The sequence below is a fragment of the Paenibacillus sp. FSL H7-0331 genome (assembly GCF_001956045.1).
The window spans coordinates 1-11,282 of sequence record NZ_MRTH01000082.1; the positions used below are offsets into that span (position 1 = coordinate 1).

14 protein-coding genes are annotated in these 11,282 nt (G+C 33.0%); 10 read left to right on the top strand and 4 right to left on the bottom strand.

The window, feature by feature from the left end; all coding sequences use genetic code 11:
• Positions 1-241 precede the first annotated feature (241 nt).
• Together BK127_RS40800 and BK127_RS44360 are read left to right on the top strand one after the other, a co-directional pair.
• Positions 242-1,126: a hypothetical protein gene (locus tag BK127_RS40800; protein WP_076238371.1), complete on the top strand. Its 885-nt coding sequence runs from the start codon at positions 242-244 to the stop codon at positions 1,124-1,126.
• Between the two features lie 99 nt (positions 1,127-1,225).
• On the top strand, positions 1,226-1,402 hold the full coding sequence (locus BK127_RS44360; protein WP_179097809.1) for a hypothetical protein: 177 nt from the start codon (positions 1,226-1,228) through the stop codon (positions 1,400-1,402).
• A 64-nt stretch (positions 1,403-1,466) separates the two neighbouring features.
• On the opposite strand, the gene BK127_RS40805 is transcribed toward BK127_RS44360, so the two are convergent.
• Positions 1,467-1,970 (bottom strand): hypothetical protein, encoded by a 504-nt coding sequence (locus tag BK127_RS40805; RefSeq protein WP_076238372.1) that lies wholly within the window; start codon positions 1,968-1,970, stop codon positions 1,467-1,469.
• 464 nt (positions 1,971-2,434) lie between these two features.
• A complete protein-coding gene (locus tag BK127_RS40810) occupies positions 2,435-2,953 on the bottom strand; it encodes a hypothetical protein (protein ID WP_076238373.1) in 519 nt (172 codons plus the stop codon).
• Positions 2,954-3,077: 124 nt separating this feature from the next.
• Between BK127_RS40810 and BK127_RS40815 the strand changes: the two genes are divergently transcribed.
• The 5 genes from BK127_RS40815 to BK127_RS40840 all read left to right on the top strand — a co-directional run bounded on the left by BK127_RS40815 (position 3,078) and on the right by BK127_RS40840 (position 6,926).
• Positions 3,078-3,311, top strand: a complete 234-nt coding sequence (locus BK127_RS40815; protein WP_076238374.1) for a hypothetical protein — start codon at positions 3,078-3,080, stop codon at positions 3,309-3,311.
• A 27-nt stretch (positions 3,312-3,338) separates the two neighbouring features.
• On the top strand, positions 3,339-3,578 hold the full coding sequence (locus tag BK127_RS40820; protein ID WP_076238375.1) for a hypothetical protein: 240 nt from the start codon (positions 3,339-3,341) through the stop codon (positions 3,576-3,578).
• Between the two features lie 749 nt (positions 3,579-4,327).
• A complete protein-coding gene (locus BK127_RS40830; RefSeq protein WP_076238377.1) occupies positions 4,328-4,513 on the top strand; it encodes a hypothetical protein in 186 nt (61 codons plus the stop codon).
• Between the two features lie 66 nt (positions 4,514-4,579).
• On the top strand, positions 4,580-6,643 hold the full coding sequence (locus BK127_RS40835; protein WP_076238378.1) for a hypothetical protein: 2,064 nt from the start codon (positions 4,580-4,582) through the stop codon (positions 6,641-6,643).
• Positions 6,644-6,728: 85 nt separating this feature from the next.
• The gene (locus BK127_RS40840; protein ID WP_076238379.1) at positions 6,729-6,926 is read left to right on the top strand and encodes a hypothetical protein; all 198 of its coding nucleotides are present in this window, start codon (positions 6,729-6,731) and stop codon (positions 6,924-6,926) included.
• Positions 6,927-7,011: 85 nt separating this feature from the next.
• Here the strand turns inward: BK127_RS40840 and BK127_RS40845 are convergent, their stop codons facing one another.
• A complete protein-coding gene (locus BK127_RS40845) occupies positions 7,012-7,434 on the bottom strand; it encodes an exosporium protein C (RefSeq protein ID WP_076238380.1) in 423 nt (140 codons plus the stop codon).
• Between the two features lie 920 nt (positions 7,435-8,354).
• Between BK127_RS40845 and BK127_RS40855 the strand changes: the two genes are divergently transcribed.
• Positions 8,355-8,816: a hypothetical protein gene (locus BK127_RS40855; RefSeq protein ID WP_083689969.1), complete on the top strand. Its 462-nt coding sequence runs from the start codon at positions 8,355-8,357 to the stop codon at positions 8,814-8,816.
• Positions 8,817-9,000: 184 nt separating this feature from the next.
• Here the strand turns inward: BK127_RS40855 and BK127_RS40860 are convergent, their stop codons facing one another.
• Positions 9,001-9,252 (bottom strand): hypothetical protein, encoded by a 252-nt coding sequence (locus BK127_RS40860; RefSeq protein ID WP_076238383.1) that lies wholly within the window; start codon positions 9,250-9,252, stop codon positions 9,001-9,003.
• 216 nt (positions 9,253-9,468) lie between these two features.
• Here BK127_RS40860 and BK127_RS40865 point away from each other — a divergent pair, with 216 nt between their 5' ends.
• Together BK127_RS40865 and BK127_RS40870 are read left to right on the top strand one after the other, a co-directional pair.
• Complete coding sequence (locus tag BK127_RS40865) at positions 9,469-10,524, top strand: helix-turn-helix domain-containing protein (RefSeq protein WP_076238384.1); 1,056 nt, start codon at positions 9,469-9,471, stop codon at positions 10,522-10,524.
• 242 nt (positions 10,525-10,766) lie between these two features.
• Positions 10,767-11,282 (top strand): hypothetical protein (locus tag BK127_RS40870; protein WP_144026717.1); only part of this gene is annotated, 516 nt, incomplete at its 3' end.

Sequence of the window (11,282 nt, forward strand, 5' to 3'; positions counted from 1 at the left end):
GATGTCGTGAACAATGTCTTTTTCAGCAAGTTCTATTATATTCGCTCTCATGTCATTGCTTTCATGAAACGGATCAATCAACATCCACTTGAAGTGATCGACCGACTTCTTCTTCGTGTATAAAAATCTTTAGTTCATTCTATATAATTAACATGTAAGGTGAGCGCATAATGAATTCTGAATAAATCCATGTATAATTACAAATATTAACTTGTAAAAATACAAATTGGAGGAATTCAGCATGGGTTGGCCTAAAATTAAGGTTTCAGTTGAAAACGTCATTCAAGCGGCAATTGAAACTGGCGAAGATCTTCTTGATAGAGCGAACATCAAAAGAAACACTGAGAACACCAAGGATTGGGCAGATGTTGCAGTGTCCTCGGCAAAAGAAGTTGACTGGACAGAGGTATCAAATAGTGCAGAATTTCTTAGGCAGGCAGCAGACGACCTACAAAAAGCAGCCCAAGAAGGAACTCAAGAACAAATACAAAGAAAATGGCTTGATGTGCTTGAAGCATATGAGCAACTCAAACATGACACATTAGAATCAATGAACAACGTTCTTCAACAAAGTTATGACATATTTATTGAAGAAGTATGGAGCGAACTCAATGAAGTTCAGCAGGAATATGCTGAGGCTATAAGTGAAGTATTAGAAAAAATAAAGGAACTACGAGATTTATTCGATATAAAAAAGGTGATAGATGAATTACTAAATGAAGCTGAGAGTATGTTGGAAGAATATCTTATTAACAAACTACTGTTTTTGGAGACAATTGACGTTAAAGGTTTGCCTGAAGTAAATATTGACTTAGATAGAACGACTATAAAATTTGATTTATATATCTACATTTTACTTATTGACTATGAAGGAACAACACCAAATCAGGATTGTTTTGCAGAGATAAGTATTAGGTTAGAACAGGATTTAACAGATATTAGAATACCTAAACCGAAAGTTGACCCTAAGTTTTATTTGGATCGCGTCGAAGAAGATATTAGAGAGCGTGTTAAAGAACGCTTAGAAGAAGAAAAGGATGCGCTTGTAGAAGGTTTGCTGGAAATGTTCTTTTCAGAATATGTTGAGGTTTTTAATCAATTTAAAAAGTATCTAGATATGCTATAACATTTATTAATTAGATTAGTTGTTAACTTTGCTTGGGGATGGGGAATCCCCATTGCAAATGGATTAAAAGGATTCTTTTAATTGAAGAGAGGTGAGTAGATGACTAATGAAGAAATGAATCAAGAATATAAAGAGGCGTGTAAGAAGCAATTGAGAGACGATTTACTAAGAGAAATTGAAGAGGTCTTATATAGCGACAAGGTAAGTGAAAGAAATAAAGATTGGACGTTCTCTATAATAGCTAGCATTTTAATTAAGGCAAAAGAATTAGGGTAAAAGAAGTATTTTATGTAAATAAAAAAGCGACCAGTCAAGATTCTGACAATAGTCGCATAATTTTTTAACCTGCACAACAGAAACTACAAATTCCCTCATGAAGATTGGATGAACTTTCAAGTAAACAGCCTTCTTCACATGCGGAATAAGGTATGCAGTCGTAATTCAACTTTTCATTTTTGGCGCATGTACATTTTTTATCAGAGTGCTTATTTTTTTGAGTTACTGCTGCTAATGGATAATTTACTCCAATCTTCCCTTTAAATACTGTTATGTATTCATACTCCACTTCTTTTTTTAGTGGAATTTGATACATTGAGAAAGAATTGTTTGGTGTAAAACCTAGTGTATATCCTAACCCTAATTTTTCGACTTTCTCAGTCTCATATGGATGAATTTCACCAACGACATATTCTTTCTTAATTTTATAATACGCATTCTTGTTTTTTGGATTTGGGTAAAGCCGAAAGCATTCTAAATTATCATCTTTTGTGAGCATACCATCAAGATAAATTATATCTTTTTGGTTTAAGAAATTTGATTGTTCACCCTTGGTTAAGACATCCATCTTCTAAATTCATTTAGGAACACTGCCTTTCTTGTTTGTTTTATGATTTTAAGCATTAACATTAATTGAAGTCATTATACATTACACTTTTGTACGTAATATATACTAACTTAAATGAAATAAGTCTTTTACTCTGATTGGTTTGACTCATCTGTTTTAATGCAATCAAAACAAATTATGGTTTTATCATCGTTAACAAATCCATTAAAGAATCCGCCATTACAGAACACTTCTTTATTGCAACTCATGCAGTAAGTAACTAATTCTTTCATTAGTATCACATCCTTTAAAGTAAGTTTAAAGTGCGTGGCAATCGAAAGGGATTTATAGGTATGAATATTGATGGATTAGAAAACAAATAAAAGAGCGATTTCATGAGGAGTAGAGAGTATGATCAATCAAAACATCCACTGGTGAAAGAACCCAAGCATTCAGACGCTTCCACCAGTTAATAGTTATTTAAATTACTTCTTGCTATATTTTTTTATTAAATCGTTATATTCTTCTCTATATTGAAGTACCTCTTTTGTTGCCTCTCCCAATAGCAAGAGAGAATCGGCCATTAGTTTTGATTCATTTTTTTCAATAGAACCTTTTATAAGGTAAAATGTTGCATATTGTTTATATGATGCTGTAACGTATATTGCGTGTATTCTTTTTAATTCTTTCGTTTTTGGAATATAGTTAACCACATCATTAATTAAAACGTCGTATTGTGGAATTACTTCTTTTACAATGACTTCATATGCTGCCTTTTCGTCATGTGAATCGTATAAATCTCCATACTTTTTATAGGATGAAATATATTTTTGCTCTTTTGGGTTAGATTTCATTAAAAATTCATTGTAAATGTTAATGTCTTCTATAACTTCGTTAATTGGAGACTCTGGTACTTGAATGGAGGCTTTAGAATCGCTAGTAGATAGGCAACCATTTAGTAAGATCATTGATAAAAGTAAAAATAAAAATTGTATTCGTTTCATGTCAAATCTCCTTTAGGATGTTTGGCTACTATTCTACTAGAAAATACAGGAAATGCAAAGGAAATTTTGGTATATGTTAAATATAATAATAAAAAGCAGATTTTAATGGGAGATGATTTTATATATGTTGGCAACCATTACAGTAACTCCAGTGGATATTGTTAATTACGAAGAAATGAAAGTAATAAATAATGATATGATATTTAAGGTGTATTTCGACTGGGAAGATAAAGCTGAAATGTTTGACACTATGGAAAACAAAATGGTTGAAAAAAGAATTGTTCAAATGAGTGTTTATGATGATCGATTTTTATTAAACGGATTGCAGCATCATTGTTTACATATGTTTAGCAAATGAAAAGTGAATTTTTGAGGAGAGTGGAAAATGAAAACATATGTTGTTATTGATAGCGATGGTCAACATATTTGGGGAAGCTATACAAATAAAGAAGAAGCAATTGAAGAGAGAAATAAAGCAGATAAAAGTGCAAATGATGCTTTTAGTTTGGGTGATGTATGGTACAACATTGAAGAAATCGACATACCTGATGAAAATAAATCAAACGTTTTATTTATTGAAGGAAGTTATGAAGATAAATTGTATGTCAATGGTGAATATTTGTGAAGGGTTGATACATTATCTATAAGTGAGTTACTAAGTTTACTTGCAAGTTATAAGGCAATCAATTTAGAGATTAAAACTGAGGATTAAATTACAATAAAATCTTCGTTTCAATAGAAGTACTAAAAGGAGGTTGCACGTTTTGAATATTGAAGAACTGAAGAAAATATCAAATAATACGGCTAATGATGATGAAGCAAAGACTTTAAGAGCAAAAAAGAAAGACAAATAATAAAAATGAATAATGGAGAGTGATTGAAAATGATCAATAGAAGATTCGATGAACGTGCTCACATGTATAATATCATCAAGAATAATTCAGAATACATAACCGATGCTGAAATTAATTCAATTCTAGATGAGCATAATTACTGTGATGTAACATTCAAGTTTATTCCTACTGCTACAGGATTTCGAACACTGATCATTGATAACTCAACAGAGGAACATATTACCTAAGATGACCTCAACAGTGTAGCGATGGATTATTATTTATTTGAAGTTGCAGCAATTAGTAAAGATAGATCGCAAAAATCAATTGGAAAAATAAGAGAATTATTATACGCATAGGAGCGAGAACAGAATGAGTAACAACAGTGAAATGACTGGCTTTTTAGAGGTGCAGAAACAGGGGTTGGTGACTCTTTTTAACAACAATAGGGGTTAAGTATAGTCAAGCAAGAATTGAAGTCTTAGAAGCCGAAATACAGGGAATCGAAAAAAGGAAAACAAATTACACTGGAGGAAAATAAATGAACATCTTAGAATATGCGAACAAAGAATTGAAGGTTGAATTGACGTTTTTGCAACAGGACTTATTACTCACTTTGCAGGGTAATTCTGATTTTGTGAAGTTTATCCAGAAGAAAAGTTATGATATGGTTGTTGTGCTTAATGTATATTACAAGTGGAAAGAACATAGTTTGGTATGTGCTTAATATAGAAATGGTATATAATAACAATACATTTGTTATGAAAAAAATAAAAAATTGGGAGCAAATAAAATGACGAAATTAAATTCAGGTTCAAATAACAACGAGGATAAATACAAAAATGACAACGATAATTACCCAGAGTTTTCTGAATCAATTAAAAATCGATTTAAATCAATTGTTGGCGGCGGCATTCCATTATTTACAACAGACGTAGAAGGATTATTTGATATCTTTCTAAACAATCTTCCACAAGAAGCAAGACAACATTATACATGTAGTTGTTGCAGACATTTTGTAAATCGTTTTGGTGGACTTGTCTCGATTTCCGAAAGTGGTGAAGTAAGTTCAGTCTTATGGGATGAAAATGATACTCCTGATTTCTTCGTCGAATCAGTTAAAGCAATGAAACGAAGTGTGCTTAAATCGAAAGTTACTGGCATTTTTGTTTCAAGTGACAGGGTTCTTGGTCAAGCACATTCAAATGGCTGGGATCATATGTCCGTGACACTTCCTACAACTAAAGTTTATCATAATAGGTTGAAAACAGCAGGACAGGAAATGTCAGAAATGAAAGAAGAATATAGGATTTTGCTCGCTGGCCTGATGGAGTATCCTTTGGACGCTGTAGATCAAGCCGTTGCTCTATTAGAGTCGGAATCTCTGTACAGGTCTGATAGAGTACTTGGTGTTGCTAAATTCGCTCAAGAAATCCATAAACAACATCAAAATACTCCAAACAGTAGATTGCGAGACAATATTACTTGGTTGGCTGTTGCAAATGCCCCTTCTGGATTCTGCCATATTAAGAGTAGTATGATCGGAACCTTGCTTGATGATATTATTGCTGGACTCTCGTTTGATTCAATCAGTCGTAGATTTGCAGCAAAAATGAATCCATCAAATTACCAGAGAGCACAAGTTGCACCATCACAGGGGAATATTCAACAAGCAGAAAAAATTGTTGAGCAAATGGGAATCGCTAACTCTCTAAGGAGAAGATATGCCACATTTGAAGAAATTCCACATTTCACATGGAAAGAAAATGAGTCTAGAAAGGTAAATATTAAAGAGGATATTAAAGCAATTGGTGGCGTATTTGGTAATATTATTCCAAAAGGTAATGCTATCAACAAAGTGGATTTGCCAAGTACAGTTATGACATGGGATAAATTTCAAAGGACGGTATTACCATCAGCGGATAGCATCGAAGTTAAGGTTGATAATGCTAACAGATTAATGGCGTTGGTTACAGCCTCCGATGAAACTTCTCCTAATATTCTACAATGGGACAATTCATTTAGTTGGTATTATCACGGTGGTATTGATGGTGAAATCAAGCGTAGAGTTGAGAGTGCTGGAGGAAGATATGAAAACAATGAAATTAGATGTTCTCTCATATGGGAAGGATACACAGACCTTGATTTGCACTGTATGACTCCTAAAGGTGAACATATCTACTATGGAACCAAAAGAGACGGATACGATGGTTGGTTAGATATTGATATGAATGGAGGATCGCATAGAGATTCTTTACCAGTAGAAAACATTAGATGGAGTACTAATGCACCGTATGGTCACTATAGATTTTATGTACATAATTATTGTGAGAGAGGAAAAGGCAGCACTCCATTTAAAGTTGAGCTAGAAGTTAACGGAAAAATATACTCTTATAACGGTGTCGCAGGTAGCACTAGCTATGAAACGGATGTGTTTACCTTTAATTATATAAAAGGACAGCAACCCAATATAAGTAATTCAAACTCAAATTCTTCAAATGATGCATGGAACATTCCAGTGAATAGTTTTGCTAAAGTAAGTGGGATAACTAATTCTCCAAATCTGTGGGGTGAAGAACCAGTCGCTCATTCAGGTAATCACACTTTCTTTTTACTTGAAGGATGCAAGGATTTGTCAGAGGGAAAAGGGAGAGGATTTTTTGTTGAAACTCTTAAATCTGATCTTCGTGAAATCAGAAAGACATTAGAGGCGTACACTGCAAATACTCCAATAGAGGATGCTGATCAAGCCTCAGCTTGCGGCGTAGGATACTCAAAAGATAGTGAATGGGATTTGACTCTAAAAGTGACTTCAAATAATTCTATAAGACTTATTAAAATTGACAGATGGGATTAATTTTGAAATAGCAATTTGGAGGAAGTGAAGAATCATATACTCTTCATTTCCTCAATAAAACTTGTGTTATATGGGAGATTAAAGAATGAAAAATAAGAATTATAAAAACGATCCGAACTGGTTAGGATTTGTTTTGTTAAATGAAAGAGAATTACATAAAGTCGATGACATTAAGGGAAAAACGCTTGCGGAGTACGGAGATGTTTCATTCGAATTACTGGATAGTCCGAGTAGTGGAGAGATTTTCACAAGATTCTACGAATTACACGCTGCCAAGAGATAATAAAACTCGTTTTTTAAAGGCTTCTTTTATTGGAAAAGTATGATGCAATAAGAAAAAAGCACCATTGCTGATGCTAATGTTTATATTACCTAGTTTGTACAGCTAGCCCACTAAAAGAAATTGGGCCAACAACATCAGCTCTCGTATTTGCAGTTTGGTTTTCTGCGGTCAATGTATAAACGTGATTGCCTGATTTCACATTTCTATCGATTGATTGGAAAGTAACAGCATAGTTTTGTTCAGAAGCTGCGGATTCAATACCTACTTTTGTATTGAAAATTTCCTTTCCGTCACGGAAAATTCTGAAAAGAATTTGTGCGATGCCAGTGATTCCTCTAACGCCGACCGTGGCTACTAGTTCTACTCGATTAGGTTGAGAATTCATGGGAATTTTTAAGCGGATTTTTGCAAGAGTAACCCTTTTTGGTGAACGAGGGATAATAAAAGACTTGGATTGATTAAATCTACTTCGGGGCTGAACTGCTTGCTTATCGAGAATACGCACCAATCTAACCACTCCTTTGTTCGATATCGTTCAGAATATGCTGAGATTAAGGAGAGTGATTGTGCAGTTTATCTATGAGCGAGAAGTTTAGTAACTAATATGAGAAATTCAATAAATCACAGCAGATAAAATTCGTATTTCATTTCATTTGATCTGGAGTTACTGTCACAACAAAACTTCTAGATTTCACTAGTATACGATATTGTGAATATTTCAAAATTAATGTAGCAATAAAGAAAAAAAACTGGATTAATTAATTAAATTTGGATGTGTAATTGACAATGTAACGCAAAGTCGTCCGGAAAGGGCTGGAGAGATGGCATGAGGACTTGTCCAACTTGCAACAGTGACAAAGTAAAACAAACAACTTCTATTTTCACTAGATTATTGTTATCTACGTATATATTTTTAACTTTTTTATTCTTTATTGGTAGGGTTAATGACGACTCATTAATTGCTCTATTCCCTTTAATACTTCCCCATTTGTATTTTTGTCTCGATTGCAACAATATCTTCTTTAGGATATTACCAAAATGGAATAAGGATAGTATATTAAATGTTACTGCTTTGGATAAGTATTTATTTGCAATATTACCTTCAATATTATTAATTACACTACTAATCACGTTTTTTCCCTATACTGGTCTTGGTAGAATTGTCTATTTACCGTTTATCTTTCTTCTAAACAGCGCAATACTAATTATTAGTTTATTAAGAACAAGACAATTGAATCGGAGGGGTTATCTTTTTGGTGGAGTACTGTTGACTTTAATATTCACAATAGCATTGTACCCCCAAGAGTATAATCCACATGTTTTAAAGCAAATTTGGGTAGCTGTATTTGGCTGATAAATTAGTTGAGAAGCTAGGAGTTTTGTTCAGACTACGACGTGGGTTAAATATTTCTATTCTGGAGCGCAATGATGGAGCAGTTAACACCAGAACTAAGGACATCGCTGGAAAAAAATAATTTCATTGAACGATATAGAAGTTTATCTTCAAAGTATAGATTTGATTCGAAAGATAGACTTGAAAAATACGGGAAGAGTGAGGCACTAGCCATCTTTAATGAATTAGGATACGATGCTTCATTCAACACGAAAGAGAGTTTCTTTAAGATTGTAGATAAATTTCCTCCCTACAGGTTCCAATTTCATATATCCCTTAAGTATGGAGCTGTAGAGTTGATATGGGTGGTATGGAAAGATGATTTGATTCAGAGGTCTATTGGCCCTTGGGGTTTAATAAAGAGTTATCTGGATGGTAATTTTGATGATGATAAAATTTTTCTTCCTAGATTTCGAATTTACGATGATTTGAGGGGAATATTAAAAGAGGCATTAAACATGTATGAAGACTTTAAGCGGGAGATGCTTGCTAAATAGGCTCTCCCAATAAAATCCGCATTTTAATAGAACAATAATAGTTATGAATGACGAATTATTTCTTAATATAAATATATTTTCTGTTAAGGATCATAGAATTGTTGGTTCAATAAAATATGAAATAATTTATACATTTGGAGAAAAACAAGAACCTGCTATGTGGCATTCATAGCAGGTTTGATTTTTATATTTTAATTGTATTTTCCTCAGTTGCATCAAACCATTCAATTTCACATTCTGGAGCTATTATTGGGAGTGAACTTCCATCGGAAGTGTATATGTCTCCATCTAGACCATTGAGTGTTCGATTGTTTAGTTTGTCAGATACATAAGCTAGCGCAGCCTCACTAGTTTCTGTATGAAACACCACCATATTGACAGGAATAGATAATCTTCCTTTTACTATAAATTTGCTGCGTTTGGTTTTTGATTCCATTTAATCATCTCCTGATAATGTTGTGTGGCAATATGGCGATGTAGTGGTATGGATAGTGTAACATGAAATTGCTAGATATACAAACGTATGTTCTCTATGATTTCTCACTTGCACGCCCTCTCTTATTTGGTTACAATTGTGTTAGTAGTTATGTAACCACAATACAACATTCGGCAAACACAATTGCAACCGAATTTTACAGGGGGTTGGTTACAAATGAAACCAAGCGGTATAGAGTTCGGTGGTTTTATTAAAATGCTAAGAAAAAGAGCAAATTTAACTGTAAGAGAGTTGGAAGATAGATCTGGAGTATCTCATTCATATATTACACAACTGGAAAATGGTAAGCGCGGTGTACCTTCTCCAGAGATTCTAAATAAAATTTCTGAACCATTACTAATTAATTATGATGAACTGATGTTAAAAGCAGGATATATAAACACAGAATATAGTTATCAGGCTCCTTTACCATTATTTGAAGGTGGATACACAAGAGAAGAAACCATGCTTGCACTATATGTCTTTGGAACAAATATTAAACGATTAAGAGAACAGTTAGGATATAATGCTGAAGATATTGCAAATACATTGAGCCTAAGCTTCGAAGACTATTTGAGGATTGAAACAGGAACGTTTGAACTGTCATTTGAACTCATCGATAAAATTGCTGGTTACTTTGAAAAAAATTCATCTAAGCTTGTCCATGAAAGAACATATTTCAATGATGATGATGAACACTTATTTGTTCAAATGTATATGTCAATTTATTACAAAAATAAAGTAAGTCAAGATAATATTGACCAAATTAAGTCACAAATTTCAGTTCTAGGTAATGCACCGGAAAACACATACGATATTAATAGAATGGTAGAGGCCATTCGTGATGATTTAATTGTGCAAATACCTATCTATGGCGCGATAAAAGCAGGAAATGATTTCGTAGCAGAACAAAATATTGTTGGTTATAAAGTTGCTTCTAAAAAGGAAGTTTCCGATGGAGAATATTTTTATTTAATTGTAAAGGGAGATTCTATGATTGATGAAGGTATAAGAGAAAACTATAAAGTACTAGTAAGAAAACAAACCTTTGTCGAGAATGGGAAAATAGGTGTAATAATTATTAATGGGGATGAAGCTACATTAAAACGGGTGTTCTATGATGGTGAAAATGTAATTCTTCAAGCATCAAACAAAGATATTCCTCCACGTGTTATAGCCATTCGAGATGTAATGATTCAAGGTCAGGTGAAATCGGTGGTGTTTGACGTATAATGACTAAAATTGATGTTTACTACGATTATACCGATGAAGGGTTAAGTCCAAAATGGATGCTGGTACATTTCGGAGTGATACTCCATTTGAGCAGAAGACAGCTGAAGAGTTTATTTAAGTGGAAATGGGATTAACAATTACACCTCCTGATTTAATAATGAGTTCTGAAAAAGAGGGGCAGTTCGGTGTAAGCACTCGCAATTGATGCTAATGAATTATATGCGTGGAGATAAGGAGAGAATATGAATAAAATTATTGATAAATACATTTCTCCAAAAAATGCAGAAAACATGACATTAATCGGATCATTGATAACACTATTAGTTGTTTCGCTGTATCATGATCTATATGGAAATAGCTTACCATCTGAATTTTATTTGATATTTGCTTTCATTTCATTTTTTATCATTTTCACCGTAATGACTTCTTTTATTGTGGATTTCACTAAAGAAAGAGTAAGACTTACTATTCTTATTAATGTATTAGCAGTTCCTCTTTCAGGATTTTTGTTTCAAATAATCCTTGTTAATTTTACAAAATTAAATGATAGTATAGCCAGTTATGGATTTTTGATTTTTCTTGTTATTTGTCTGAGCGCTCAATATTTTACTATAAAAAAAATGTGCAGGTATTATTGTGAAAGAAAAGAGTATCATATCGCAAACTATTTAATTGACAAAATAAAGATAAACGCAGGTTATATAGCGGCTATTTATGGTGCAACTGTTGCTATTATTAATTTTTTCAAAGAATATGAT

What these genes read in the sequence shown, in the direction of transcription:
- BK127_RS40830 (WP_076238377.1), top strand. Translation starts at nt 4,328, where the DNA reads ATGAACATCTTAGAATATGCGAACAAAGAATTGAAGGTTGAATTGACG.
- BK127_RS40805 (WP_076238372.1), bottom strand. Translation starts at nt 1,970, where the DNA reads ATGGATGTCTTAACCAAGGGTGAACAATCAAATTTCTTAAACCAAAAA.
- BK127_RS40835 (WP_076238378.1), top strand. Translation starts at nt 4,580, where the DNA reads ATGACGAAATTAAATTCAGGTTCAAATAACAACGAGGATAAATACAAA.
- BK127_RS40820 (WP_076238375.1), top strand. Translation starts at nt 3,339, where the DNA reads ATGAAAACATATGTTGTTATTGATAGCGATGGTCAACATATTTGGGGA.
- BK127_RS40865 (WP_076238384.1), top strand. Translation starts at nt 9,469, where the DNA reads ATGAAACCAAGCGGTATAGAGTTCGGTGGTTTTATTAAAATGCTAAGA.
- BK127_RS40855 (WP_083689969.1), top strand. Translation starts at nt 8,355, where the DNA reads ATGGAGCAGTTAACACCAGAACTAAGGACATCGCTGGAAAAAAATAAT.
- BK127_RS40815 (WP_076238374.1), top strand. Translation starts at nt 3,078, where the DNA reads ATGTTGGCAACCATTACAGTAACTCCAGTGGATATTGTTAATTACGAA.
- BK127_RS40800 (WP_076238371.1), top strand. Translation starts at nt 242, where the DNA reads ATGGGTTGGCCTAAAATTAAGGTTTCAGTTGAAAACGTCATTCAAGCG.
- BK127_RS40810 (WP_076238373.1), bottom strand. Translation starts at nt 2,953, where the DNA reads ATGAAACGAATACAATTTTTATTTTTACTTTTATCAATGATCTTACTA.
- BK127_RS40860 (WP_076238383.1), bottom strand. Translation starts at nt 9,252, where the DNA reads ATGGAATCAAAAACCAAACGCAGCAAATTTATAGTAAAAGGAAGATTA.
- BK127_RS40840 (WP_076238379.1), top strand. Translation starts at nt 6,729, where the DNA reads ATGAAAAATAAGAATTATAAAAACGATCCGAACTGGTTAGGATTTGTT.
- BK127_RS44360 (WP_179097809.1), top strand. Translation starts at nt 1,226, where the DNA reads ATGACTAATGAAGAAATGAATCAAGAATATAAAGAGGCGTGTAAGAAG.